The sequence below is a fragment of the Azospirillum baldaniorum genome, from assembly GCF_003119195.2.
GTDB lineage: Bacteria > Pseudomonadota > Alphaproteobacteria > Azospirillales > Azospirillaceae > Azospirillum > Azospirillum baldaniorum.
In genome coordinates this window covers 2,285,442-2,310,030 of record NZ_CP022253.1, presented here as the reverse complement: position 1 = coordinate 2,310,030, position 24,589 = coordinate 2,285,442, and the positions used below count along the sequence as shown (strand labels likewise).

Sequence of the window (24,589 nt, the reverse complement as noted above, 5' to 3'; positions counted from 1 at the left end):
GTCGCGTTTATCAAACCAGAAATTAACCCTTTCTGATGTATCCCTTAGCGACAAAGGCATGACGACGGCCACAGCATAAGGCCGTACGATCCGGGGGAGCCCGATTTCATGACGATTGGAACGCGGATTGCGCTCGGTTTTGCGGCGGTCCTTCTGATGACGGTCGCGGTGGCGTTCGTTGGCTGGAACAGCTTGCGCACCTACGCCGGACGTGTCGATCTGGCGGCCCACACCGCCGAACTGGACGCCCGGTTGAAAACCGTGCGGATCGAGGAAGCCCGCTTCGTCACCGAGCGCGACTCCAAGGCCGCCGACAATGTGCCCGGCATGCTGGACCGGCTGCGCGACGAAGCGCAGGGCACGCGGTCCGCGCTTGAGGACGCCGGCAGCATCCGGCTGGTCGACGAGATCCTGGCGGGCATCGCCGGCTATCGCAGCGCCTTCGCCAACTTCGTCGCCCAGGACGCGGAGGCCCGCGCCCGCACCCAGAGCATGGAGACGCGCGCCCAGGCCCTGCGGGAGATCGCGGAGAAGATCGGCAAGCAGCAGTCCGACCGCTACGACCAGAACATGGTCAGCCTGAAGGACGCGGAGCACGCCGTGCGGCAGAGCCGCGACACCTCCGACCGCGCCGACCGGCTGATCGAGATGGTGCTGGAGGCGCGCCGCCTGCAGTCGGACTTCGCGCACACCCGCAATCCGGCGACGATGGCCGCCGCCGGGGAGGCCATCGCGGCGCTGCTGGCCAACGCCGAGGCCATCGAGAAGGATCTCGTCGGCACCAATGACGAGGAGTTGGCCCAGCGGATCGTCACCATCGCCGGCGCCTACCGCATGGTGTTCGATCAGGCCCGCGCCGAAGGCGCCGGCGAACCGGCCAGCGGCCGCATCCAGGCGCTGGATCGCCATGCCCTTGAGATTCAGAATCTCGCCCACGAGATGCAGGAGAACCAGGCGATGGTCTCCAGCGCGCTCCAGGAGGCCGCGAACTTCGCCCAGAGCGAGGTGAACGAGGCCGTCCAGCTGCGCGGCATCGCCATGCGCCTGATCCAGGGCGCGCAGTCCGCGATGCTGGGGCAGCGCGATTTCATCCTGATGAACGGGGAGGATGCCCGCGCCCGGGTGCATGGCGCGGTCAAGGAGACGCTGGGGCTCGCCACCCAGGCCGGGGCCGTGCTCGTCGATTCGGAAGGCCGCGCGCTGATCGCCGCCATCACCGATGCCGCCCAGGCCTTCGATCGGGAGTTCGCCGCCCTCGTCACCACCAGCGAGAACCAGCGCACCGCCTCCAAGACCATGGCCAAGGCCGCGGGCGACGTCAGCGAGCAGGTGGCCCGTCTCGTCTCCATCCAGCGCGACGACCGCGAGAACGGGCGCAACGGGGCGGAGCTGATCATCATCATCGGCGCCGCCGTGGCTCTGGCGCTCGGCATGGTCATGGCCTGGATCATCGACCGCGCCATCACCCACCCGATGCACGCCATGACCAAGGCGATGGGCCGGCTGGCCGAGGGCGACCTGACGGTGGACATCCCCGGCGGCGACCGCAAGGACGAGCTGCGCGCCATGGCCGACGCTCTCAGCGTCTTCAAGGAGAACGCCCTGGAGATGCAGCGCATGGAGGGCGAGCGGGAGGAAATGCGCCGGCAGATCGACGCCGACCGCCGCCGCACCATGAACGAGTTTGCCAACGGCTTCGAACAGGCGGTGTCGGGCGTCGTCCTGTCGCTGACCGAGTCCGCCGGCAATCTGGGCCGCGACGCGCAGGAGATGTCGTCGGACGCTGCCCTGACCACCGCCAAGTCGAGCGCGGTCGCCGCGGCGTCGGAGCAGGCGTCGAGCAACGTGCAGACCGTCGCCGCGGCGGCGGAGGAGCTGTCCTCCTCCATCGCCGAGATTTCCCGCCAGCTCAACAGCAGCTCCCAGGTGGCGGTGGGGGCCGCGGCCAAGGCGACGGAGACGAACGGCATCGTCGAAGGTCTGGCCGAGGCGGCGCAGCGCATCGGGCAGGTGGTGGACCTGATCGGCGAGATCGCCGAGCAGACCAATCTGCTGGCCCTGAACGCGACCATCGAGGCGGCGCGGGCCGGGGAGGCCGGAAAGGGTTTTGCCGTGGTGGCGACGGAGGTCAAGAACCTCGCCGGCCAGACCGCCAAGGCGACCGAGGAGATCTCCAGCCAGGTGGCGCAGATGCAGGCGGCGACGGGCGGGGCGGTGGGCGCCATCCGCACCATCTCCGACGCGGTCGGCACCATCAGCAGCACGGTGACCGAGATCGCCCGCGCCATGGAGCAGCAGGGGCTCGCCACCCGCGAGATCGCCCAGAACGTCAATCAGGCCGCCGAAGGCACGCAGGAGGTGATGCACCACATCGCCGAGGTGACCAACGCCGCCACCAAGACCGGCGGCGCCGCCGACGCGGTGCTGAGCGCCAGCCGCACTCTGGCCCGCCAGGCCGAGCATCTGCGCTCCGAGGTGCAGGGCTTCCTCAACAAGGTGCGGACCGCCTGAGCCGTCTGGCGGGGGTTGCCCTTCATCGTGGGACCGCGGGCCGGGGCCGAAAAATCCCCCGGCCCGTTCCCGTTGCTTTCGCACGGGGCATCTGTTAAGCCGCGCCGTGCCTCACGGACGCGAGAACTCATGGCTTTCCCCTTGTCACAGCGCGACTCCGCCCGGGGAATACCCGACGCGATTCTGGCGGGTCTGGCCGGCGTGGCGGTGGCGGCGCTCGGCCCATTGGCCGCCATGGCGCCGCGCGGTTTGCCGGTCTGGGCCATCCTGATCGCGCTGGTCGGGCTGGCCGGCTTGGCCCGCCGCGGCGCCCTGGGACGGCTGCAGCGGGCGATGCCCGGCACGGCGGTGGTTCTCGCCTTCCTGGTCCTGGCCTCCCTTTCGATCCTGTGGAGCCCATCGCCGCGCGCCGGCCTGACGGTGGTGGAGATCGGCTACATCGGCCTCGGCGCGCTGGCCGGCGGGGCGTGGTTGTCCTCCCTGCCGGGGGTGGAGGCGCGGCGGCTGACCGGACTGTTCCTGGTGGGCGTGTTCGCCGGCGTCCTGCTGTTCGCCGTGGAGGCCGCGCTGGATTTCCCGCTGCACCGCTGGTGGAACCATGTGCCCGCGGGCGTCGAGATCGCCGAGACCAACGTGCCCAAGCGCACGGCGGTTCTGCTCTGCCTGCTGGTCTGGCCGGCGGCGATGGCGCTCGACCGGGCCGGACGGCGGGGGCTGGCCGTCGCGCTTCCCGCGGTCTTCGCGGCGGCCTGCCTGCTGCTGACCAGCCGGTCGGCCATGTTGGGCATCGCCGTCGGTGGGGTGGCCTTCGCGCTGGCCGTTTGGTCGCCGCGGCTCGTCCGCGGAGCGCTGGCGGCGGTGCTGGGGGTGGCCTTCGCCTTCGTGCTGCCGCTGGTGCTGCTGTTCGACCGCGTGCTGAATCTGGACGGAGCCGACTGGCTGTTCCGGTCGGCGCAGCACCGGGTGGAGATCTGGGGCATGGCCGCCAGCCGGGCGCTGGAGACGCCCGTCTTCGGACAAGGCATCGACGCTTCCCGCGCGCTTGACCCGGAGGGCGCGGTGTCGCGCTTCGGCACGCTCACCGACAGCCTGCTGCCGCTTCATCCCCACAATGCCTTCCTGCAGGTCTGGCTGGAGCTTGGCGGCGTCGGCGCTGCGCTGGCTCTGGCGGCGTCGCTGCTCCTGCTGTTCGGCACGGAACGGATGGAGCGGCGGCTGCAACCCTTCGCGCTGGCCCTGTTCGCGTCCGGCCTCGCCATGGCGAGCACGGCCTACGGGATCTGGCAGGCGTGGTGGATGGGCGGGATGCTGGCCGCCGGCCTGATGCTCCGGCTGGCCGCGCGCACCCCGGCGGGGGGCGAATGACGGGGGCGCATGGCAACGGACCCCGCCGCGTCCTGGTCATCAAGCTGGGCGCCTTCGGCGATTTCTTCCTCGCCCAGACCGCCTTTTCCGCCATCCGCCGGCATCATGACGGCGGCCATCTGGCGTTGCTGACCCTGCCGTCCCTGGCCCCGCTCGCCCGCCTCAGCGGCCTGTTCGACGAGGTGCTGGAGGACCCGCGCGGCCGCTCCCTCGGCGCCTATCGGCGGGTCCGCCGGCTGCTGCGCTCCGGCCGCTTCGACCGGGTCTACGACCTTCAGGGGCAACCGCGCACCGACCGCTACTTCTGGCTGCTCGCCCCCGGTCCCTGGCCGGAATGGTCGGGGACGGCGTGGGGCGCCTCGCACCGCGACCAGTATCCGGGGCGCCGCAAGGTGCCGGTGATCGAGCGCTACACCCGGCAGTTGGCGCCTTTCGGCATCGTGCCCGACGCGGTGCCGGACTTGTCCTGGCTCGACGCCGACACCGGCGGGTTCGGCATCGCCGTACCCTACGCCCTGTTGATTCCCGGTTCCTCCCCCGGGCGGCCCGACAAGCGCTGGCCGGTGGAGCGCTACGGCGAACTGGCGCGCGCTCTGGCCGCGCGCGGCATCACCCCGGTCGTGCTGGGCACGGCCATCGAGGCGGACCTCGCGCGGGCCATCACCGCCGTCTGTCCGCAGGCGGTGGACCTGACCAGCCGCACCAGCGTGCCGGAGATCGCCGGGTTGGCCCGCCGGGCCTGGGCAACGGTGGGCAACGACACCGGCCCCACCCATCTGGTCGCCGCCGTCGGGTGCCCGACGCTGGGTCTCTATTGCGACGCCTCCGTCCCGATCCAGGCCAACGGGCCGCGCATGGTCGTGCACCATCGGCCGTCCTTCGCCGACATGAACGTTGGGGGTGTGCTGGCGGCGATGGACGCTCTTCCGCCGAGCCGGTAGAGTGCCGCCGATCGTTTTGCAGGAGTCATGAAGGATTTGAGCAGCCAGGACGCCAGCGCAATGCCCGCCGAAGCGGTCACCCTGCCCGCCGGAAAGCCGGGCGGGCGTTTGATGCTGCTCGCCAAGCTGGCGGTGACTCTGGCGGTTCTCGGCGTGCTGGGCGTCAACGCCGACTGGCCGGCCCTGCTGGCGCGCGTCACCGGAGCGGACCCCGTCTGGCTGGCGGCCGGCTTCATGGCGAAGCTGCTCGCCGTGGTCTGCGCCGGGGAACGCTGGCGCGACGCCCTGCGCGCCGCGGGCGAACGGGTCTCGCACGCGCTGGCGATGCGGCTGATGTTCACCGGCTTGTTCTTCGGGCAGGTGCTGCCGGGGGCGCTGGGCGGCGACGTGGTGCGCGGCTGGCTGACCTACCGGGGCGGGGCGTCCTCCACCGCCGTGGTGCTGGCCCTGGTGCTGGACCGGCTGCTGGCCCTGGTCGGCTGCGTCCTGCTCCTGTTCCTCGGACTGCCGCACCTCGTGGCGACGGCCCCGCCCTCGGTCGCCTGGGCCGGACCGGTGGCGGTGGTGCTGCTCGCCCTTGGCATGGTCGTGGGGCTCCAGGCGGACCGTCTTCCGCTGCCGGGTGTTCTGCTGCGCCCGCCAGTGCGGGCGATGCAGGCGCAAGTCGCGCGATTGCGCGGCGCCTTGCTCAGCCGCGCGGCGCTGGCTGGGCTGCTGCACAGCGCGGCGGTCCATGCCTGCACCGTCTTCGCAGTGATCGCCTACGCCCACGCGCTGGGCATTCCCGTGCGGGTCCTGGACGCGCTGGCCGTGGTGCCGATGACCATCTTCGCGGCGGCCCTGCCCATCTCGCTGAACGGCTGGGGTGTGCGGGAAGGCGCCTTCGTCGCCGGCTTCGCACTCTACGGGCTCGGCGCCACCGACGCGCTGGCCCTGTCGTTGATGATCGGGCTGTCGGTCACCCTGTCGTCGCTTCCCGGCGGCCTGCTCTGGCTCAGCCTGAAGGGTCCGAAGGGGGTTGGGCGGCCCTGAGCCGGGCCAGCGCCCAGCCGGCGGTGTCGCGCACCACCTCGCTCGGGTCTTCCAGAAGGCGTTCGGCCGCCCGTTCGGCTAGCGCGGCGTGGCGGGCGTCGCCGCTGTTGCCCAGAGCCACCAGCACGTTGCGCACGAAGCGGTCGCGGCCGATCCGCTTGATCGGCGAGCCGCTGAACACCTGCCGGAATCCCGCGTCGTCCAACTGCGCCAGATCGGCCAGCCGCGGCGCGGTCAGCTCCGCCCGCGGCAGGAAGGCCGCCTCGCGCGAGCGCCGGGCGAACTTGTTCCACGGGCAGACCGCCAGACAATCGTCGCAGCCGTAGATGCGGTTGCCCATCAGTGGGCGCAGCTCCTCCGGGATCGGTCCCTTGTGCTCGATGGTCAGGTAGGAGATGCAGCGCCGCGCGTCGAGCTGGTTGGGGGCCGGGAAGGCGGCGGTCGGGCAGGCGTCCAGGCAGCGCCGGCACTGGCCGCAGCGGTCGACCGCCGGCGGGTCGGGCGGCAGCTCCAGCGTCGTGTAGACCTCGCCCAGGAACAGCCAGGAGCCGTGGGTGCGCGACACGAGGTTGGTGTGCTTGCCCTGCCAGCCCAGCCCGGCCTTCTCGGCCAGCGGCTTCTCCATCACCGGGGCGGTGTCCACGAAGACCTTCAGCTCGGCCTTGAAACGGTGGGCGATCCATTGGCCCAGCGTTTTCAGGCGCCCCTTGATGAGGTCGTGGTAGTCGCGGTTCCTCGCATAGACCGACACGATGCCGCGGTCGGGATGCGCCAGCAGGGCGCGCGGGTCCTCCGCCGGGGCGTAGCTGGTGCCGAGCGCGATGACGGTGCGGGCCTCCGGCCACAGCGCCTGGGGATGGACGCGGCGGTCGGCCTTGTCCTCCATCCAGCCCATGTCGCCGTGCCGGCCCTGGCTCAGGAATTCGGCCAGCCGCGCCTTGGCCTCCTCGCCCAACTCCGCCCGCGCGAAGCCGACCGCGTCGAAGCCCAGCGACAGGGCGCGGTCGCGGATGGCTTCGCGGGTGGAGGTGATGGGGTCGGGCATGGTGACGGTTTGAAGTGTTAGCCCTCTCCCCTCCGGGGAGAGGGTGGCCCGGAGGGCCGGTGAGGGGGATGCGCATGGCGTGAGGTTCGGCACAAGCGCAACCCCCTCACCCTAACCCTCTCCCCGGAGGGGAGAGGGGACTTTCAGAGATGGAATCCCGGATCAGCCGCGGCCGCGGTAGGTCTGGACGTCCTGCGACGGAATCCACACGCCCTTCGGCGGCTCGCCGGTGGCGTAGAACACGTCGATGGGAATGCCGCCGCGGGGGTACCAGTAGCCGCCGATGCGCAGCCACACCGGCTTCAGCTCGTCCACCAGACGTTTGCCGATGCCGACGGTGCAGGCCTCGTGGAAGGCGCCGTGGTTGCGGAAGCTGGTCAGGAACAGCTTGAGCGACTTCGACTCCACCAGCCACTCACCCGGCACATAGTCGATGACCAGATGGGCGAAGTCCGGCTGGCCGGTGATCGGGCAGAGCGAGGTGAACTCCGGCGCGGTGAAGCGCACGACGTAGTTTTCACCGGGGTTCGGGTTCGGCACGCGCTCCAGCACCGCCTCTTCCGGCGTCTTCGGCTGGACGGTGGCGCCGCCGAGCTGCGTCAGGCCAGAATAGATAGTCTCAGACATCGGCGGATTCCTTTTTCGCGCTTTTCGCCGGCTTGGCCGGCTTCACCTTCAGGTGGGCCAGCGGGTCTTCGGTGGCCGGAATGTCGCCCTCGTTCAGGCGGGCCTCCAGCGCGCCCGCGACCTCGTCGAAGCGGCCGTCCTCGATGGCTTGCCGAAGCTCGGCCATCAGGTCCTGATAGTAATGCAGGTTGTGCCAGGTCAACAGCATCGGCCCCAGCATCTCGCCCGCCTTGAACAGGTGATGCAGATAGGCGCGGCTGTGGTTCCGGCACGCCGGGCAGCCGCACTCCTCGTCGAGCGGGCGCTCGTCGTGGGCGTGGCGGGCGTTGCGGATGTTGATGGTGCCGCGCCGCACGAAGGCCTGACCGGTGCGGCCCGAGCGGGTGGGCATCACGCAGTCGAACATGTCGACGCCGCGCCGCACCGCGCCGATCAGGTCGCTGGGGCGGCCGACGCCCATCAGGTAGCGCGGACGGTCCCTGACCATCAGCGGCTCGGTGAAATCGAGCACGGTGAACATCGTCTCCTGGCCCTCGCCGACGGCCAGGCCGCCGATGGCGTAGCCGTCGAAGCCGATGTCCGACAGAGCCGCCACGCTCTCGGCCCGCAGGTCCGCGTAGACGCCGCCCTGCACGATGCCGAACAGGCCGTAGCCGGGCCGCTCGACGAAGGCGTCCTTGCTGCGCTTGGCCCAGCGCATCGACAGGCGCATGGACGAAGCCGCCTGCGCCTCCGTCGCCGGGAAGGGGGTGCACTCGTCCAGGCACATGGTGATGTTGCTGTCCAGCAGGTGCTGGATCTGGATCGAGCGTTCCGGCGTCAGGTGATGCTTGCTGCCGTCGAGGTGGGATTTGAAGGTCACCCCCTCCTCGGTCATGGTGCGCAGGTCCGACAGGGACATGACCTGGAAGCCGCCGCTGTCCGTCAGGATCGGCTTGTCCCAGTTCATGAAGCGGTGCAGGCCGCCCAACTGCCCGACGCGCTCCGCCGTGGGGCGCAGCATCAGGTGATAGGTGTTGCCCAGCAGGATTTCCGCGCCGGTGGACTTCACCGCGTCGCTGGTCATCGCCTTGACGGTGGCGGCGGTGCCGACGGGCATGAAGGCCGGCGTGTTGATGACGCCGTGCGCGGTGGAGACCCGCCCGCGCCGGGCGCGCCCGTCGGTCTTCAGAAGCTCGAACCCGATGCCGGTCATCACACCCTCCGGAGCAGCGACGCGTCGCCGTAGCTGAAGAAACGATAGTTCTGGCCGATGGCGTGCGCGTAGGCCGCCTTCATCGTGTCCATGCCCGCGAAGGCGCAGACCAGCATGAACAGGGTGGAGCGGGGCAGGTGGAAGTTGGTCACCAAAAGGTCCACGATCTTGAAGCGGTAGCCGGGGGTGATGAAGATGTCGGTGTCGCCGCTGAAGGCCCGGATGCTGCGGTCGTCGAGCCCCGCCGTCTCCAGGATGCGCAGCGCCGTGGTGCCGACAGAGACGATCCGCCCGCCCGCGGCGCGCGTGGCGTTGATGGCCTCGGCGGTTTCCGCGGAGATTTCGCCCCACTCGCTGTGCATGCGGTGCTCGGCGATGTCGTCCACCTTGACCGGCAGGAAGGTGCCGGCCCCGACATGCAGCGTCACTGGCACGCGGCGGATGCCGCGCGCGTCGAGCGCCGCCAGAAGCTCCGGCGTGAAGTGCAGCCCGGCGGTGGGGGCGGCGACGGCGCCCTCGCGTGCGGCGAAGACGGTCTGGTAGTCCGCCGCGTCCTGCTCGTCCGCCTCGCGCCGGATGTAGGGGGGCAGGGGCATCCGGCCGTGGCGGTGCAGCGCCTCCATCAGCTCCGGCCCGCCCTTGGAGAAGCGCAGGCGCACCTCCATCCCGTCCTTGGCGACGACCTCGGCCGCGAAGTCGTCGGCGATGGCGATCACGTCGCCGGGCTTCAGCCGCTTGCCGGGGCGGGCGAAGGTCGCCCACTCCCGCTCGCCCTCGCGTTTGTGGAGCGTGATCTCCACCCGCACCTCGCCGCGCCGGCCATCGAGGCGGGCGGGGATGACGCGGGTGTCGTTGACGACCATCAGGTCGCCCGGCTCCAGCAGGGCGGGCAGGTCGCGCACGGTGCGGTCGTGCAGACGCTCCGCCACGTCGAGCAGACGGGCGGCGTCACGCGGCTTGGCCGGATGCTCGGCGATGCGGTCCGGCGGAAGGTCGAAGTCGAAATCGGCGGTCTTCATGGGAGCCGCTCGTATAGACCAAAGCGGTGGGACGGGGGAAGCATTACGAGTCGGCGGCTATTCGGGCAAAGGGAGGGACTGGGCGGTCAGGGCGGCGGTCTGGCGGGCGTGCAGGACGTCCACGTCGAAGCCCTGGATCATCTCCTGGAACAGCCGGTACCAGTTCACCTCGGCCTGGAGATGCAGGAAGACGGAGCCCAGCCCGATGGCCGCGCGGTCCATGAAGACGAACTCCCGCGGCACCTCCACCCCGCCGACCCGGCGCAGCTCGGCGTGGACCTTGGCGGCGGTCTCGCGGCCGTAGTGGCCGGAGTTCGTCTCCTCGATGCGGCGGCTGCGGTCGTCCATGATCGGGGCGTAGACGAAGCGCGCCCAGATGTTCAGCACGTCCACCAGCTCTTTGGTCGGGTTGCCGAAGCCCCAGGTGCGGTAGGCCTCCACCGCCTTGTCCTGGTTGCCGGTCTGCAGCGCGTCGTAGAGGTCGATCACCCCCTTCACGAAGCGGGCCGGGAAGACGCGGACGCAGCCGAAATCCAGCAGGTTAATGGAGCGGTCGGGCCGCACCGTGTAGTTCCCCAGATGCGGGTCGCCGTGGATGATCCCGTAGCCGTAGAAGGGCACGTACCAGGCCCGGAACATGTTCATCGCCAGCGCGTCGCGGGCGTCCGGATGGTCCTTGACGAAGTCGAGGATCTTGCGGCCCTCCACCCATTCCAGCGTCAGCAGGCGGCGGGTGGACAGGTCGGGCACCACTGCCGGCACATGGACGCCGGAAGTGTCGGCCAGCATGGCGCGGTAGAGGCGGGCGTGCTTGGCCTCGCGCTCGTAATCCAGCTCCTCGCGCAGCCGGGCACCGATCTCGGCCTGAATCTGCTTGGTGGAGATGGCGCTGTCGGTGCGCTCGAAGATGGCGAAGATCAGGCCGAGCTGGCGCAGGTCCGCCTCCACGGCGGAGGCCATGTCCGGGTATTGGAGCTTGCAGGCGAGGGTCTGCCCGTCCAGCCCGACGGCCCGGTGAACCTGCCCCAGCGAGGCCGCCGCCGCGGCGGTCTTTTCAAAGTGCAGGAAGCGCTTGTGCCAAGCGGGGCCCAGCTCGCTCGCCATGCGGCGCTTGACGAAGGGCCAGCCCATCGACGGCGCGTCGGCCTGGAGCTGCGACAGCTCCTGCACATACTCGCGGGGCAGGGCGTCGGGGATGGTGGACAGCAGTTGCGCCACCTTCATCAGCGGTCCCTTCAGCCCCCCCAGCGCGGCGCGCAATTCGGCGGCGTGGCGATCCCGCTCCAGGGGGATGCCCAGCACCCGTTCTCCGGCGAAACGGGCCGCAAGGCCCCCCACGGCGGTTCCGACTCGCGCATACCGCGCGATCCGGCCGCCAAGCCTGTTCTCATCCGTGTTCGGCATGCCGAATAGGTGGGTGCGGCGGGGCCGAAAGGCGAGTCCCAGGCTGGACGAAACCGGAACGCAACGGCGCCGTCACCCGCCCGGCGCGATGTTCTGGTTCACGCAGAAGAGGTTGTCGGGGTCGTATTTCGCCTTCAGCGCCCGCAGGCGTTCGTAGTTCGGCCCGTAGGCGGCCTGGACGCGCTGTTCGTCGTCGGTGACGAAGTTCACATAGACCCCGCCCGTGGCGTAGCGGGCGGTCCGGTCGGAGACGCCGCGCGCCCATTGGATGCAGGCGCTGTCCTCCGGCGAAGTGTTCCAGCGCGCGTGCACGTTCATGACGAAGAGGGCGTCGCGGTGCGGGTAGGCGGTGGCGTCCGCCGGCACGCGGTTGGCTGCCGCGCCAAGCAGACCGACGAAGATCTCGCACTGGTCGGAGGGCAGCCTCGCGGCCTCCTCGACCAGCAGGTCGATCAGCCCGTCCTCCAGCCCGGTGAAGTTCTGCGATTTCCAGTAGTTCCGCGCGCCCGGCACCAGAAGCGGGTCGAAGGCCGCCTGCCACGCCGCGTAGGGCATGAGGCCGATATGCTCGCCGACGGGCGTGCCCAGCGACAGCACCGGTTCCAGCGCCTTGCGGGCCGCCGCCTCGTCGTCGCCGGCGCAGATGACGGGCATGACCACCACCTCCTTGCCATGCACGTCCGGCGGCAGGAAGGGCAGGGGCGGCGCCTTGCGCAGCACCATCCAGGCGGTGGCCTCGTCCGGCAGGGCCGCCGTGGCGTCGCGGTAGCGGCGCATCAGGTCGCCGGCCCCGGCGAAGGGATGGACGACCAGCCCGGCGAACACCATCGGCCCCACGGGATGCAGGCGGAAGGTGAAGGAGGTGACGACGCCGAAGTTGCCGCCGCCGCCGCGGATGGCCCAGAAGAGGTCGGCGTTCTCGTCGGCGCTGGCGCGCAGGAACTTCCCGTCTGCGGTGACCACGTCGGCGGACAGCAGATTGTCCACCGTCAGCCCGTATTTGCGGGTCAGCCAGCCGAACCCGCCGCCCAGCGTCAGCCCGGCGATGCCGGTGGTCGAGTTGATGCCGACCGGCACGGCCAGCCCGAAAGCCTGGGTCTCCCGGTCCAGGTCGCCCAGCGTGGCGCCGGGGGCCACCCGCGCGGTCCGGCTGATGGGGTCGACATGGACGAAGCGCAGGGCGCCGAGGTCGATCAGCAGCCCCCCATCGCACAGGGAATTGCCGGCGATGTTGTGACCGCCGCCGCGCACGGAGACCAGCAGCCCGTTCTCCCGCGCGAAGCGCACCGCCTGCATGACGTCCGCGGCACCGGCGCAGCGGGCGATCAGGCCGGGCCGGCGGTCGATCATGGCGTTCCAGATCGTCCGGGCTTCGTCATAGCCCGGCGACTGCGGGGTCAGCAGCGGGCCGCGCAGACGGGCGGCAAGATCGTTGACGGCGTCCTCGGAAAGAGTCGCGTCCCGCCGGTCGGCGGTGCGAAGCGTGAAATCGCCCATCAAGCACCTCCCACGTCAAAGCAGCAATTTTCGCGAATATCCGGAGCGGATTGGCGCAACAAGGGTAAAGTTTCACCCCTGCACAGGCCATCCGGGAAAGGACTCCATCCGGTGTTCTTCCGGACGGAGCCACCCCTCAATTCGGTGTTCGCGCGGCTTCGACGGTGGAGGGTGGTGGATCAGCCGCCCTGGCTGCGGATCCAGGCGGCGGTGGCGCTGTCCATGGTGTTCTTGTGGTTGATGAACCACTCCGGCACGACCTCGGTCAGATAGCCGCGGACCAGCGCCTGATTGCCGGCGGCCATGCGCTTGGCGATGCCCTCCAGCTCCAGACGGACGCGGTTGTGCTCGTGGACGTGGATGGGCGTCGGCGGGAAGCCGTACTGGTGCATCAGCTCCTCCTCACGGGCCAGATGGTCGCGGAGGTGCTGGGCGAAGGCGGTGAAATGGGCGGGCAGGTCGGCGTCCGACGCCTTGGCGGCTTCGGCCAGAAGCTCGATGGTCTCCTTGTGGTCGGCGTCGATGATGGTGTTGCCGACTTCCAGGGACGGGCTCCAGGCGGGGATCGAGAGGGTGGGCATGGTGCTCTCCGAAGGGATCGTTGGAGGCACCATACCCATCCTGCAATTAGGGATTCTTGACGTCCGTCAAGAAAATCCGTTCAGGGCTGATTTTCCAGCTCGTCAACAAAGCCGCGGATGACGTTCAGCCCCTTCTGCCAGAAGGCCGGATCGCTGGCATCCAGACCGAAGGGGGCGAGAAGCTCCTGGTGGCGCAGCGTGCCGCCCGCCGACAGCATCGCCAGATACTTCTCCGCGAAGCCCGTCTCCGACTCCTGGTAGACCGCGTAGAGCGAGTTCACCAGGCAGTCGCCGAACGCGTAGGCGTAGACGTAGAAGGGCGAGTGGATGAAGTGCGGGATGTAGGACCAATAGTTCCGGTAGCCCTCGTCGAAGCGCAGCGCCGGGCCGAGGCTTTCGGTCTGCACCGCCATCCAGATCTCGCCCAGCCGCTCCGCCGTCAGTTCGCCCTCGCGGCGCTCGGTGTGGACGCGGCGCTCGAAGTCGAAGAAGGCGATCTGGCGGACCACCGTGTTCAGCATGTCCTCGACTTTGGAGGCCAGCATGATCTTGCGGCGCTTCGGGTCGGTCTCGCGGTCGAGCAGGGCGCGGAAGGTCAGCATCTCGCCGAACACCGACGCGGTCTCCGCCAGGGTCAGCGGCGTGTCGGACAGCAGGTGCCCCTGGCCGCCGGCCAGGATCTGGTGTACGCCGTGGCCCAGCTCATGCGCGAGCGTCATCACGTCGCGCGTCTTGCCCTGGTAGTTGACCAGCAGATAGGGGTGGACGCTGGGCACCGTGGGGTGGGCGAAGGCGCCCGGCGCCTTGCCGGGGCGCACCGGCGCGTCGATCCAGGCGTTGTCGAAGAAGCGCTTGCCGAGCGCCGCCAGATCCGGCGAGAAGCGGCCGTAGGCGCCCAGAACGAGATCGCGCGCCTCGTCCCAGCGGATGCTGCGGTCGGCGTCGTCGGGCAGCGGCGCGTTGCGGTCCCAGTAGTCCAGATGGTCCTGCCCGAACCACTTGGCCTTCATCGCGTAGTAGCGGTGGGACAGGGCCGGGTAGGCGTCCTTCACCGCCGCGGCCAGCGCGTCCACCACCTCGTCCTCGACGCGGTTGGACAGGTTGCGGGCCGATGTGGGCGCCTTGTAGTTGCGCCACTTGTCGTCGATCTCCTTGTCCTTGGCCAGCGTGTTGGTGACCAGGGCGAACAGGCGGATGTTGTCGCCCATCACCCGGCCGATCACCGCCCCGGCCTCCTTGCGGACCGCGGGGTTGCGGTCGGACAGGCGGTTCAGCGCCTCCGCGCAGGTCAGCTCCTTCCCGCCGATGGGGAAGCGCAAGCTGGCGATGGTCTCGTCGAACAGGCGGTTCCAGGCGGCGCGCCCGACCACATGCTTCTCGTGGAGCAGGCGTTCGACCTCGTCGGAAAGCTGGTGTTCGCGGAACAGGCGGACATCGCGCAGCCAGGGGGCGTAGCGGGCGAGGTCCTTCGACGCCTTCAGCTTGGCGTCCAGCACCTTGTCCTCCAGCCGGTTGATCTCCAGCGTGAAGAAGACGAGGTGGGTGGAGATGCCGTTCACCCGCTCCTGCGCCGACTGGTAGAACTTGGCGATGGTCGGGTCGGTCATGTTGCCGTTGTAGACCAGCCCGGCGTAGGACATCACCCGCGACAGCACCTCGTCGATGTGCTCGTACTCGCGGATGGCGGCGGCGAAGGCGTTGCCGTCCAGCCCGGCCAGCTTGGTCGCGTACTTTTCGTAGAAGTCCTTGGACGCGCGTTCCATCCGCTCCAGGTCGGCCTTCAGTTCCGCCGAATCCATGCCCGGATAGAGGTCCGTCAGGTCCCAGGAGGGCAGGGCGCCGAGGTCCGGGCCGTCTCCCGTGGAGGCCAGGGCGGTGTCGGGCATGGTGGTCTGGGGAGCGCCAAGGAAATCGCCAATCGGGTGCCGGGTGGCGCTGCAGGTCATCTGTCCCTCCGTTCTGGGCTTTGGCCATTCTGGGCTTTGGCCGTTCTGTGCTTGGAACGGGATATAAGCGCCGCGCGGGTTCGGGGGAAGGCTGTGCTGCGGCGCCCGCTCAGGGAGTCTGGCTTTCCTGCGCGCGGCGGATCGCCGCTTCCACGCATTGCAGGTGCAGCTTCTTGCGGGCGAGCTGGCGGGTCCGCCGCTCCTCGAGGTCGGTGGTGGGCATCGCCTCGATGGCGCAGCCGCGCCAGCCGTTGGCGTCGAGCGCGCGGGCGACCTCCGCATAACCGAAATAGCCTTTGTCCGGCTGCTCCCACGGCGCGCGGAAATCGGCGCGGCGCAGGACGAAGCGGTTGGACTGGCTGGACCCGCCGAGACTGGTCAGCCGGGCCACGATCAGCCGTTCGCCGTTCGGGTGGACGACGGTCAGGATCGGGCGGATGCCGAAGACGGGCGGGTCGCTGCTCATGGTGACATGCATAGCGTTCCGGCGCTGGTTAGGCCAGCAACAATGGCCAGCGATAACTGGATGCGATGCCGATATCCGCGCCAGTCGATTTTCGCTCGGATGATCATCCACTCTTAACGAAGAATAAGCCAAGATTGACTGCAAGATTGTAGAATAACATACCGCAGTATGATTGATCAAATTGGCGCGGAGATTGGCTGTCTGATAAGTCATCATTGCTTTATATGCTGCCTTGTCCGCAATCGTGACAGGCGGCATCATCGGTCCTTACGGAGAAACGGAGAGAGCATTATGGCGCTAGGAGCATGGCTGCGCGTGTCGCTGGCGGTGGCGATCATCGGGCTATCGACCCTTTTGTCGGGGCATGCCTCGGCGCTGTCACCGCGTCAGTATCGTTGGGACGAACTGCCGGGCGATGCCTTCAACGCCCAGGGCAGTGCGCTCAAGGCGAGCGTTTACGTATCCGTGGGCGCGCGGGTGCGGGGCAAGGCTCCGCTTCTGGTCCTTCTTCACGGCTGCGAGCAGGATGCGTCGTCTTTCTTCACGGATTCCGGATGGATGGACATAGCTGACCGCTACGGCCTTATCGTCCTGCTGCCGGAGCAGCAGCACAATGCCTTTGCCATGGTCGGAGGGGCCTCCCGCTATGGCAACCCGCTCGGCTGCTTCAATTTCGCCGACCGCCTGACCAGTTCGCTGAAGGGCGGTGTCCCACGGGAAGCGGGGGCTATCGTCTCCATGGTCGACGCGGTGCGCGCGGGCAAGGGGCTTGACCGCGACGGTCCCCGAATCGAGGACGGGCGTGTCTATGTCACCGGCCTGTCGGCGGGGGCGGGCATGGCGGCAACCCTGCTGGCCGACTTCCCGCAGGTCTTCGCGGGCGGGGCGCTCTTCGCTGGCGTTCCGGCACTGTGCGCCCAGAGCATGCAGTCGGCCGCGTCCCTCTGCGGCATCTCCGTGTCGCGCGGCTGCGCCGAGGTGAAGGCGCGCTCCGGCGGCTACGACAGCCGCGAATGGACGAAAGCGGTCCAGCGCGCCCAGCACCCTGCCGGGCGTCCGCGCGTGCTGATCGTCCAGGGGACGGCGGACTGCACCGTGGACCCGCAGAACGCCCTCTACCTGACCAACCAATGGACGGCCTTCCATGGTTTGAAGACCGACGCTCCGGTGGTCATCGGGCAGGAACCCTCCTGGCCGGAGCGCGCCGTGCGGCAAGGCTACGCCCCGGTGGGTGCCAACGCCCTGTGGGTGGAGACGGTGCTTCTGAAGGACGTCGGCCACGTCATGCCCATCGACACCGGCAACCCGCAGCGTCCCTGCGGGCGGGTGCGGGTGTCGGAGACGAAGACCTACATCGAGGATGTCGGCTTCTGCGGCGCCGCGCTGGCCGCCGGCTTCCTGCAACTGGAACAGTAACACCCGCCGGAAGGGCGGCGGGCGGGTCCGGCACTCACCAAAGTGGTGCGACAGCCCGCCGCACCTTCCGGAATGCCGTTTGCCAAACGATGCAGATCTGACGCAGATTGGGGCCGCTGCGTGAACGTTCATTGCGCGGCTGCGGAGAAACGCGAACCAAACAAAATATAAGGGACGCCCCCCATGAGCCAAAGCTCGGCCGATCGCTACAACCAGATCCACGCCCGTTCCCTGTCCGACCCCGACGGATTCTGGGGCGAGGCGGCGGAAGACATCACCTGGATCAAGCGCTGGGACAAGGTGCTGGACGACAGCAACGCTCCCTTCTACCGCTGGTTCACCGGCGGCGTCCTGAACACCTGCTACAACGCCGTCGACCGCCATGTGGAGGCCGGACGCGGCGCCCAGGCGGCGATCATCTACGACAGCCCGGTCACCAAGACCGTGCAGACCATCACCTACGCCGAGTTTCAGGATCAGGTCGCCCGCTTCGCCGGCGCGCTGCGCGCCCAGGGCGTGGAGAAGGGCGACCGCGTCATCCTCTACATGCCGATGATCCCGCAGTCACTGGTCGCCATGCTGGCCTGCGCGCGTCTCGGCGCGGTGCATTCGGTGGTGTTCGGCGGCTTCGCCCCGCACGAGCTGGCGACCCGCATCAACGACTCCCGGCCGAAGGCCATCGTCTCGGCCTCCTGCGGCATCGAGCCGAACCGCGTCGTCAAGTACAAGCCGATGCTCGATGCCGCCATCGAGCAGGCGGAGCACAAGCCGTCCAGCGTTATCGTCTTCCAGCGCCCGCAGGAAACCGCCACCCTGGTCGAAGGCCGCGACGTGGATTGGGCGGAGGCCGTCGCCAAGGCCGAACCGGCGGAATGCGTGCCGGTCGCCGCGACCGACCCGCTCTACATCCTCTACACCTCGGGCACCACGGGCCAGCCGAAGGGCGTGATCCGTGACAACGGCGGCCACGCCGTGGCGCTGAAGTGGACGATGAAGAACATCTACAACGTCGAGCCGGGCGAGGTGTACTGGGCGGCGTCGGACGTGGGCTGGGTCGTCGGCCACTCCTACATCGTCTACGGACCGCTGCTGCACGGCTGCACCACGGTGGTGTTCGAAGGCAAGCCGGTGGGCACGCCGGACGCCGGCACCTTCTGGCGGGTGATCGAGCAGCACAAGATCGGCACGCTGTTCACCGCCCCGACCGCCTTCCGAGCCATCAAGCGCGAGGACCCCAACGCCGAACTGCTGAAGAAGTACGACCTGTCGCACTTCCGCGCCCTGTTCCTGGCCGGCGAGCGGTCGGACCCCGACACGCTGCATTGGGCCGAGGACAATCTGAACGTTCCGGTCATCGATCACTGGTGGCAGACCGAAACCGGCTGGGCGATCTCCGGCAACCCGCTGGGCGTGCATCTCTTCCCGATCAAGTACGGCTCCGCCACCCGCCCGATGCCGGGCTGGGACGTGCAGATCCTGAACGCCGAGAACAAGGAAGTGCCGCGCGGCGACATCGGCGCCATCTGCGTGAAGCTGCCGCTGCCTCCGGGCACGCTGCCGACGCTGTGGAACGCCGACGACCGCTACAGGAAGTCGTACCTGTCCGATTATCCCGGCTACTACCAGACCGGTGACGCGGGCTTCATCGACGACGACGGCTACGTCTACATCATGGCCCGCACCGACGACATCATCAACGTCGCCGGCCACCGCCTGTCCACCGGCGGCATGGAGGAGGTTCTGGCCAGCCACAAGGACGTGGCGGAATGCGCGGTGATCGGCGTGGCCGACGACCTGAAGGGGCAGGTGCCGCTGGGCTTCCTCTGCCTGAAGGCCGGCGTGACCCGCCCGCACGAGGAGATCGTCAAGGAGGTGGTCCAACTGGTGCGCGAGCAGATCGGCCCGGTCGCCGACTTCAAGCGCGCCGTGGTGGTGGAACGCCTGCCGAAGACCCGCTCCGGCAAGATTCTGCGCGGCACCATGCAGAAGATCGCGGACAACCAGGACTACAAGACTCCGGCGACCATCGACGATCCGGGCATCCTGCCGGAAATCGCCGAAGCGCTGCAGTCGCTGGGCTACGCCAAGACGCATCAGGTCGGCTGACCGCTTCCGCCTGCAACCGGCGCGGCGTCCGAAACCCCTTCCCCGGCACTGTCCGGGGGAGGGGTTTTCTTTTTCCGCTAAGCCTTGTCCAGGGTGGACAGGGATTCGGCCAATTCGTCGAGCCGCGCCTGTTCCGCCTCCAACGCCGCCAGCGCATGGCGGGCCTCGGTCAATTCCAGATCAAGTTGATCGCGCCGCCGCCGGATCAGTTCCTCCAGCGGGGTCAGCTCCGTCGTGGCCAGCGCCTGGGCGATGGCGGCGTTGCTTCCGCCGCCCAGGGCCAGCCGGACCATGCGCGCGGTCGGCCGGATGCCCTGCGCCTCCAGGTGGCGGGCGGTGACCAGGATCTCGATGGTGTCGTGATGGCGTGCCATGGCTCCGCCCTTATGACGCAGTGCGCCCATTCTTGCCAAGCCGCGCGCCGGAGTCGCCGATTCATCCGCGCACGGTGGCAATTTGCCGCAAGTTTTTGCGGAAACGTTCTTTCTCTCGCTGGCCGGCGGCTCACGCTTGCCGTAAATCTATTTACCCTGTAGGTTAATAGACATAATAACACAGCGATTGCCGTTCAATCTGGCGCGCCAGTCTCTCGCTTCACCGATCCGCTTCCGCACCGCTGACGAACCAGGAGATACGATGAACACGCTGCAGCCCTCCAAAATCCGCTTGGCCAAGCGCCATTTCGCCGCCGCCTTCGGCGTCCTGCTGGCGACGACGATGTCCGGATCCGCCCTGGCCGCCGCCACGGACGGGCCGCTGGTCACCACCGACTGGCTGGAAAAGAACCTCGGCGACCCGAAGGTGAAGGTCATCGAGGTCAGCGTGAATCCCGGCGTCTACGAGCGCGGTCACATCCCCGGCAGCGTGAATTTCTCCTGGCACACCGACCTGAACGACACCGTCCGCCGCGACATCGTGGGCAAGGAGCAGTTCCAGGCCCTGCTCTCCAAGGCCGGGGTGGAGAAGGACAGCACGGTCGTCCTCTACGGCGACACCAACAACTGGTTCGCGGCCTGGGGCGCCTGGGTGTTCGACATCTACGGCGTTGACAATGTGAAGCTGCTGGACGGCGGCCGCAAGAAGTGGGAGGCGGAGAACCGCGCCCTGTCCAGCAAGCCGGCGGAAGTGAAGCCCAGCAACTACACCGTCTCCAAGGTGAACGCCGGCCTGCGCGCCCGCCTGACCGACGTGGTCGCCGTTGCCGACGGCAAGAGCGACGCCAAGCTGGTGGACATCCGCTCCCCCGACGAATACCAGGGCAAGATCTTCGCCCCGCAGGGCATCCAGGAGTTGTCGATCCGTGCAGGCCATATTCCGGGTGCGGCGAACGTTCCCTGGGGCAAGGCGGTGAACGAGGCCGACGGCACCTTCAAGTCGGTGGCGGAACTGAAGGCGCTCTACGCCTCGGTCGGCATCGACGGCTCCAAGCCGGTCATCACCTATTGCCGCATTGGCGAGCGGTCGAGCCACACCTGGTTCGCCCTGTCCAAGCTGCTGGGCTATCAGGTGAAGAACTACGACGGGTCCTGGACCGAATACGGCAACGCCGTGGGGGTCCCGGTGAACAACCCGGCCGGTACGGTCTGGGCGGCCAAGTGACGGGTGGCCATGGATGGATGGCCGACTGATACCCGTCGCATGACGATCCGGACCCGCAACGGGGAGCCCGCCTTGCGGGCTTCCCCGACGCTTCACGCAGCTCCCGCCCCGGCTTCCAGCGCCACCGCGCTGGCCGGGCGGGTTCTGCTTCCCCTGCTGCTGGCCGGCGCGGTCGTGGCGGCGGCCTACGCGCTGGCCGCGCAGCCCGGCGGCGGCCCGTCGCTGGCCTTCGCGCTGACGCTGGGGGCGGCGTTCGGTGCGCTTCTGCAACGGACGCGCTTCTGCTTCCTCTGCCACGCCCGCGACTTCATCGACCGCCGCGACCCGCGCGGCCTGCTGGCGATTCTGCTCGCCCTGGCGGTGGGGACGGTCGGCTATCACGTCGTCTTCGGAGCCTGGGTGCCCAACCCGGTCGCCCCACGCCTGCCGCCCGACGCCCACATCGGTCCGGTGAGCTGGGTTCTGGCGCTGGCCGGCCTGGCCTTCGGGCTGGGGATGGCGGTGTCGGGCTCCTGCTTCAGCGCCCATCTCTACCGGCTGGGCGAGGGCTCGCCGGTCTCCTCCTTCGCTCTGGTCGGGGCGGCGGGCGGCTTCCTGCTCGGCTTCCTCACCTGGAACGACCTCTACCTGTCCACGATCATCACGGCCCCGGTGGTCTGGCTGCCCCATCATCTGGGCTATGGCGGGTCGCTGGCGGCGCAGCTCCTCGCGCTTGGCGGCCTTGCGGCGCTGCTCTGGCGCTTCCGCGCGGCCTCCGCCTCCGAAGCGCCCGCCCGCGAGCCTCCGCACACCCTGCTGGACCTGCTGCGCTCCTGGTTCGACGGGCGTTGGCCCTATTGGATCGGCGGGCTGGGCGTCGGGCTGATCGGCTTCCTGGTGATCCTGCGGCTCAAGCCGCTGGGGGTCACCTCCGCCATCGGCAGCGCCGCCCGCCAATTGGGCAGCGAGGCCGGGCTCGTTCCCCTGCGGCTGGAGGGGCTGGACGGCTTCGCTGGCTGCGCCACCGTGCCGGGCGACAGCTGGCTGACGCCGAACGGGCTGCTGGTCGCCGGTCTGGTCGCCGGAGGCTTCGCCGCGTCGCTGGCCGCCGGCCAGTTCACCCCGCGCCGCCCGACGCTGAGGGACGCCGCACGCGGCCTCGGCGGTGGGCTTCTGCTCGGCTGGGGCAGCATGACCGGGCTGGGCTGCACGGTCGGCACGCTGCTGTCCGGCACCATGGCCGGCGCCCTGTCGGGCTGGGTGTTCGGCCTGACCGTCCTGGTTGGTGTGTGGGCCGGCCTGGCCCTGCCGCGGCGCATTGTTCGCAGATGACCGCAACCCCCCGCCTCGATTTTGCCGAATTTTTGCTGCACGGGCATCAAAGTCTGGAATAAACGATGAGCGGGGGGCGTTCATCCTGGCGTACCGGGTCCTGCATGGGGCTCGGCCCTGGGAGGGCGCGCCACCCGTTCCTACCTGTAAGGAGTGCCATGATCCGCCACCCGGCGGTCCGTGGAGCCTTTGAGGCAACAATCGGGTGCGCGGTTGAGCACGTTCGGGGTCGAGCTGGAAGTCCACATTGCGTCGCTGCGCCGCTATGCGCGCGCGTTGCTGCGCAACCGTTCGGATGCCGAGGATCTGGTACAGGAGGCGTTGACGCGTGCGGTGGCGCGCGCCGACACCTTCAAGGCGGGGACGAACCTGCGGGCGTGGCTTTTCACCATCCTGCACAACGTCCATGTCAATCAGGTCCGCTCCAAAGCGTCGCGGCCCGACGAGGTCGATGTGGACAGCGTCGAGTCGAAGCTGGTGACGCCGGCCCGGCAGGAGGAACGTGTGGAGTTGCGCGAGATGATGCGCGCGCTCGACGACTTGCCGGAGGAACAGCGCAAGGTGCTGCTCCTCGTCGCGCTGGAGGGCCTGAAATACGAGGAGGTCGCCGAGACGCTCGGCGTGCCGATCGGGACCGTCATGTCGCGCCTCTCGCGGGCGCGCGAGGCGGTCAGGGCGAAGCTGGCGAACGAGGGCTCCGTGGCCCTCAGGCGGGTGAAGTGATGAACGCGCATTGCGTAACGGACGACGAACTGCACGCCTATGTGGATGGGCAACTGGCTCCGGAACGCCGGCTCTTCGTGGAGCGATGGCTGGCCGACGACCCGGATGCCGCCCGTCGGGCGGAGGATTACCGCGCCCAGGCCGCGCTGCTGCACGAACTCTTCGACCCCGTGCTGCGCGAGCCGGCCAGCGGCCCGGTCGAGGAGCTGACGGGCAAGCTGCGCGGGCGCATGCCCGGCAACGACAACGCCGGCCCCTGGCACGCCCGCTCCTGGGTGCGCATGGCCGCGGCGGTGATGCTGATCATCGGCGGGGCCGGCGGCGGCTGGCTGGGTCGCGGCGCCGTCGACCAGTCGCCGGTCGTCCAGCAGCGCCAGACGCTCCAGACCTTCGCCGAGGAGGCCACCCAGGCCCACCGTTTCTACACCTCCGATGAGCGTTTCCAGGTCGAGCTTGGCGCCGACAACCAGGACGAGCTGAACAGCTGGCTGTCCAAGCGCGTCGGGCGCGATGTCTTCGGCCCGGACCTCGGCAAGGTCGGGCTGCGGCTGATCGGCGGCCGGTCGTTGCCCACCGAGTTGGGGGCCGGCGCCCAGTACATGTACGTGAACGAGGCGAACAAGCGCGTCACCCTGTTCGTCGGCGCCCCGCGCTCCGGCAACCCGGCCAAGTTCGGCTTCTCGCAGAACGGCGACGTGGCGACCATCTACTGGGTGGAGGGCCCGCTGGCCTACGCGCTGGCCGGCCGGATGTCCAAGGAGGACCTGCTGCGCGTCGCCGAGGCCGTCTACAACGACGTCAAGGCCGGCCCGCGCCGTCCCGAGCCGCAACAGCAGGACCAGCAGCCCCAACAGCAGCAGGACCAGCAGCCCCAGCAACAGCAGGATCAGCCGCCCGCCGGCGTCCAGCCGATCAGCGACACGCACAAGCCGAAGGATAGTTAAGGATAGTTGAGGCGGGGAGGCGAACTCCGTTGCGAGGGGCGCCGCCCCTCGCGCGCTTCTCCAGGATGATGAGACCGTTGGGGCGCTCACGTTGAGACAAGACCCCGCTTTTCGTTTCCCGGTTTACTCCCACCCCGCCGCCGCTCCACAATGCGCCGGTGGCGGTGTGGAACGTGGGGCATGCGGGACTGGTACTTCATCGGCGACAGCCACGTGCAAGCCTTCGAGATCGCCGCGACGATCCGTCTGCTCGATCGGCCGGCGCGCTGTCTGCTGGTTCCCGGAGCGACCTCGATCGGGCTGCGCAACCCGGAAAGCCAGACGCACGCGGTCACTCTCTTCAAGAACGCCTTGCTGCCCGCCGATCCGAACGCCATTCCGGTGATCCAACTCGGCGAGGTCGATTGCGGATTCGTCATCTGGTGGCGGGCGCAGAGGCACGGCGACTGCGTCGAGCGGCAATTGGAGGAGTCGGTGTCCGCCTGCGCCGCCTTCGTGGACGATCTGCTGGAGGGCGGCTATCCCACGCTGGTGCTGACCGGGGCGGTGCTGCCGACCATCCGCGACGGCGAGGCCCGCGGCAAGGTTGCGCGCGCCCGGCACGAGGTCACCGCCACGCTTCGCCAGCGCACCGAGCTTACCCACCGCTACAACGCCCGCCTGCGCGACGAGGCGGCGGCGCGCGGGCTGCCCTTCGTCGACATCACGCCGCGCATCACCGACCCGGAAAGCGGGCTGGTCGCCGAGGCGTTCCGTAGCCCGAACCCCGGCGACCACCACCTCCACCCCATCCGCGCCGCCGAGGTCTGGGCGGAGGCCCTGAACGCGCTGGACCTGCCGTCATGATGCGATCGTCAATCC

21 protein-coding genes are annotated in these 24,589 nt (G+C 69.1%); 11 read left to right on the top strand and 10 right to left on the bottom strand.

Annotation, left to right across the window (positions count from 1 at the left end; genetic code table 11):
• Positions 1-108: 108 nt before the first annotated feature.
• From Sp245p_RS10955 to Sp245p_RS10940, 4 genes are all read left to right on the top strand, one after another.
• On the top strand, positions 109-2,511 hold the full coding sequence (locus tag Sp245p_RS10955) for a methyl-accepting chemotaxis protein (protein ID WP_014239932.1): 2,403 nt from the start codon (positions 109-111) through the stop codon (positions 2,509-2,511).
• A gap of 129 nt (positions 2,512-2,640) precedes the next feature.
• Positions 2,641-3,876, top strand: a complete 1,236-nt coding sequence (locus tag Sp245p_RS10950; RefSeq protein WP_014239933.1) for an O-antigen ligase family protein — start codon at positions 2,641-2,643, stop codon at positions 3,874-3,876.
• A complete protein-coding gene (locus Sp245p_RS10945; protein WP_014239934.1) occupies positions 3,873-4,817 on the top strand; it encodes a glycosyltransferase family 9 protein in 945 nt (314 codons plus the stop codon). Before Sp245p_RS10950 ends, Sp245p_RS10945 begins: the two co-directional genes overlap by 4 nt.
• Before the next feature lie 60 nt (positions 4,818-4,877).
• The gene (locus Sp245p_RS10940) at positions 4,878-5,849 is read left to right on the top strand and encodes a lysylphosphatidylglycerol synthase transmembrane domain-containing protein (protein ID WP_186466854.1); all 972 of its coding nucleotides are present in this window, start codon (positions 4,878-4,880) and stop codon (positions 5,847-5,849) included.
• Here the strand turns inward: Sp245p_RS10940 and queG are convergent.
• The 9 genes from queG to Sp245p_RS10895 all read right to left on the bottom strand — a co-directional run bounded on the left by queG (position 5,812) and on the right by Sp245p_RS10895 (position 15,629).
• On the bottom strand, positions 5,812-6,894 hold the full coding sequence (gene queG / locus Sp245p_RS10935; protein ID WP_109138501.1) for a tRNA epoxyqueuosine(34) reductase QueG: 1,083 nt from the start codon (positions 6,892-6,894) through the stop codon (positions 5,812-5,814). The genes Sp245p_RS10940 and queG overlap by 38 nt on opposite strands.
• Before the next feature lie 162 nt (positions 6,895-7,056).
• Entirely contained in the window at positions 7,057-7,521 is a 465-nt protein-coding gene (gene queF, locus Sp245p_RS10930; protein WP_094306652.1) for a preQ(1) synthase, read from the bottom strand.
• Positions 7,514-8,716 (bottom strand): tRNA guanosine(34) transglycosylase Tgt, encoded by a 1,203-nt coding sequence (tgt, locus tag Sp245p_RS10925; RefSeq protein WP_109138500.1) that lies wholly within the window; start codon positions 8,714-8,716, stop codon positions 7,514-7,516. The genes queF and tgt overlap by 8 nt, the downstream gene beginning before the upstream one ends.
• Positions 8,716-9,735, bottom strand: coding sequence for a tRNA preQ1(34) S-adenosylmethionine ribosyltransferase-isomerase QueA (gene queA / locus Sp245p_RS10920; protein WP_014239938.1), 1,020 nt, complete (start codon positions 9,733-9,735; stop codon positions 8,716-8,718). Before queA ends, tgt begins: the two co-directional genes overlap by 1 nt.
• A 57-nt stretch (positions 9,736-9,792) precedes the next feature.
• Entirely contained in the window at positions 9,793-11,139 is a 1,347-nt protein-coding gene (locus Sp245p_RS10915; RefSeq protein WP_109138499.1) for an ABC1 kinase family protein, read from the bottom strand.
• 72 nt (positions 11,140-11,211) lie between these two features.
• The gene (locus tag Sp245p_RS10910) at positions 11,212-12,636 is read right to left on the bottom strand and encodes an FAD-binding oxidoreductase (protein WP_109138498.1); all 1,425 of its coding nucleotides are present in this window, start codon (positions 12,634-12,636) and stop codon (positions 11,212-11,214) included.
• A gap of 179 nt (positions 12,637-12,815) precedes the next feature.
• Complete coding sequence (locus Sp245p_RS10905; RefSeq protein WP_014239943.1) at positions 12,816-13,217, bottom strand: bacteriohemerythrin; 402 nt, start codon at positions 13,215-13,217, stop codon at positions 12,816-12,818.
• Positions 13,218-13,297: 80 nt separating this feature from the next.
• The gene (locus tag Sp245p_RS10900) at positions 13,298-15,103 is read right to left on the bottom strand and encodes a M3 family oligoendopeptidase (protein WP_041811654.1); all 1,806 of its coding nucleotides are present in this window, start codon (positions 15,101-15,103) and stop codon (positions 13,298-13,300) included.
• Between the two features lie 169 nt (positions 15,104-15,272).
• On the bottom strand, positions 15,273-15,629 hold the full coding sequence (locus Sp245p_RS10895) for a hypothetical protein (RefSeq protein WP_014239945.1): 357 nt from the start codon (positions 15,627-15,629) through the stop codon (positions 15,273-15,275).
• Positions 15,630-15,920: 291 nt separating this feature from the next.
• Here Sp245p_RS10895 and Sp245p_RS10890 point away from each other — a divergent pair, with 291 nt between their 5' ends.
• A complete protein-coding gene (locus tag Sp245p_RS10890; RefSeq protein WP_165359970.1) occupies positions 15,921-17,045 on the top strand; it encodes an extracellular catalytic domain type 1 short-chain-length polyhydroxyalkanoate depolymerase in 1,125 nt (374 codons plus the stop codon).
• Between the two features lie 183 nt (positions 17,046-17,228).
• On the top strand, positions 17,229-19,151 hold the full coding sequence (locus Sp245p_RS10885; RefSeq protein WP_014239948.1) for a propionyl-CoA synthetase: 1,923 nt from the start codon (positions 17,229-17,231) through the stop codon (positions 19,149-19,151).
• 77 nt (positions 19,152-19,228) lie between these two features.
• Here Sp245p_RS10885 and Sp245p_RS10880 read toward each other — a convergent pair whose 3' ends face one another.
• Positions 19,229-19,525, bottom strand: coding sequence for a DNA-binding protein (locus tag Sp245p_RS10880; protein ID WP_014239949.1), 297 nt, complete (start codon positions 19,523-19,525; stop codon positions 19,229-19,231).
• Positions 19,526-19,787: 262 nt separating this feature from the next.
• Here Sp245p_RS10880 and Sp245p_RS10875 point away from each other — a divergent pair, with 262 nt between their 5' ends.
• The 5 genes from Sp245p_RS10875 to Sp245p_RS10855 all read left to right on the top strand — a co-directional run bounded on the left by Sp245p_RS10875 (position 19,788) and on the right by Sp245p_RS10855 (position 24,574).
• Positions 19,788-20,750: a sulfurtransferase gene (locus Sp245p_RS10875; protein ID WP_014239950.1), complete on the top strand. Its 963-nt coding sequence runs from the start codon at positions 19,788-19,790 to the stop codon at positions 20,748-20,750.
• A gap of 39 nt (positions 20,751-20,789) precedes the next feature.
• The gene (locus tag Sp245p_RS10870) at positions 20,790-22,061 is read left to right on the top strand and encodes a YeeE/YedE thiosulfate transporter family protein (RefSeq protein WP_014239951.1); all 1,272 of its coding nucleotides are present in this window, start codon (positions 20,790-20,792) and stop codon (positions 22,059-22,061) included.
• Positions 22,062-22,274: 213 nt separating this feature from the next.
• The gene (locus Sp245p_RS10865) at positions 22,275-22,784 is read left to right on the top strand and encodes a sigma-70 family RNA polymerase sigma factor (protein ID WP_014239953.1); all 510 of its coding nucleotides are present in this window, start codon (positions 22,275-22,277) and stop codon (positions 22,782-22,784) included.
• Positions 22,784-23,728 (top strand): anti-sigma factor family protein, encoded by a 945-nt coding sequence (locus Sp245p_RS10860; RefSeq protein ID WP_109138496.1) that lies wholly within the window; start codon positions 22,784-22,786, stop codon positions 23,726-23,728. Before Sp245p_RS10865 ends, Sp245p_RS10860 begins: the two co-directional genes overlap by 1 nt.
• 180 nt (positions 23,729-23,908) lie before the next feature.
• On the top strand, positions 23,909-24,574 hold the full coding sequence (locus tag Sp245p_RS10855; protein ID WP_014239956.1) for an SGNH/GDSL hydrolase family protein: 666 nt from the start codon (positions 23,909-23,911) through the stop codon (positions 24,572-24,574).
• Positions 24,575-24,589: the final 15 nt, after the last annotated feature.

Coding starts and splice junctions, on each gene's coding strand:
- Sp245p_RS10860 (WP_109138496.1), top strand. CDS start 22,784: ATGAACGCGCATTGCGTAACGGACGACGAACTGCACGCCTATGTGGAT.
- Sp245p_RS10915 (WP_109138499.1), bottom strand. CDS start 11,139: ATGCCGAACACGGATGAGAACAGGCTTGGCGGCCGGATCGCGCGGTAT.
- tgt (WP_109138500.1), bottom strand. CDS start 8,716: ATGACCGGCATCGGGTTCGAGCTTCTGAAGACCGACGGGCGCGCCCGG.
- Sp245p_RS10875 (WP_014239950.1), top strand. CDS start 19,788: ATGAACACGCTGCAGCCCTCCAAAATCCGCTTGGCCAAGCGCCATTTC.
- Sp245p_RS10890 (WP_165359970.1), top strand. CDS start 15,921: ATGGCGCTAGGAGCATGGCTGCGCGTGTCGCTGGCGGTGGCGATCATC.
- Sp245p_RS10880 (WP_014239949.1), bottom strand. CDS start 19,525: ATGGCACGCCATCACGACACCATCGAGATCCTGGTCACCGCCCGCCAC.
- queG (WP_109138501.1), bottom strand. CDS start 6,894: ATGCCCGACCCCATCACCTCCACCCGCGAAGCCATCCGCGACCGCGCC.
- Sp245p_RS10885 (WP_014239948.1), top strand. CDS start 17,229: ATGAGCCAAAGCTCGGCCGATCGCTACAACCAGATCCACGCCCGTTCC.
- Sp245p_RS10900 (WP_041811654.1), bottom strand. CDS start 15,103: ATGCCCGACACCGCCCTGGCCTCCACGGGAGACGGCCCGGACCTCGGC.
- Sp245p_RS10910 (WP_109138498.1), bottom strand. CDS start 12,636: ATGGGCGATTTCACGCTTCGCACCGCCGACCGGCGGGACGCGACTCTT.
- Sp245p_RS10955 (WP_014239932.1), top strand. CDS start 109: ATGACGATTGGAACGCGGATTGCGCTCGGTTTTGCGGCGGTCCTTCTG.
- Sp245p_RS10855 (WP_014239956.1), top strand. CDS start 23,909: ATGCGGGACTGGTACTTCATCGGCGACAGCCACGTGCAAGCCTTCGAG.
- Sp245p_RS10905 (WP_014239943.1), bottom strand. CDS start 13,217: ATGCCCACCCTCTCGATCCCCGCCTGGAGCCCGTCCCTGGAAGTCGGC.
- queF (WP_094306652.1), bottom strand. CDS start 7,521: ATGTCTGAGACTATCTATTCTGGCCTGACGCAGCTCGGCGGCGCCACC.
- Sp245p_RS10950 (WP_014239933.1), top strand. CDS start 2,641: ATGGCTTTCCCCTTGTCACAGCGCGACTCCGCCCGGGGAATACCCGAC.
- Sp245p_RS10895 (WP_014239945.1), bottom strand. CDS start 15,629: ATGAGCAGCGACCCGCCCGTCTTCGGCATCCGCCCGATCCTGACCGTC.
- Sp245p_RS10870 (WP_014239951.1), top strand. CDS start 20,790: ATGACGATCCGGACCCGCAACGGGGAGCCCGCCTTGCGGGCTTCCCCG.
- queA (WP_014239938.1), bottom strand. CDS start 9,735: ATGAAGACCGCCGATTTCGACTTCGACCTTCCGCCGGACCGCATCGCC.
- Sp245p_RS10945 (WP_014239934.1), top strand. CDS start 3,873: ATGACGGGGGCGCATGGCAACGGACCCCGCCGCGTCCTGGTCATCAAG.
- Sp245p_RS10940 (WP_186466854.1), top strand. CDS start 4,878: ATGCCCGCCGAAGCGGTCACCCTGCCCGCCGGAAAGCCGGGCGGGCGT.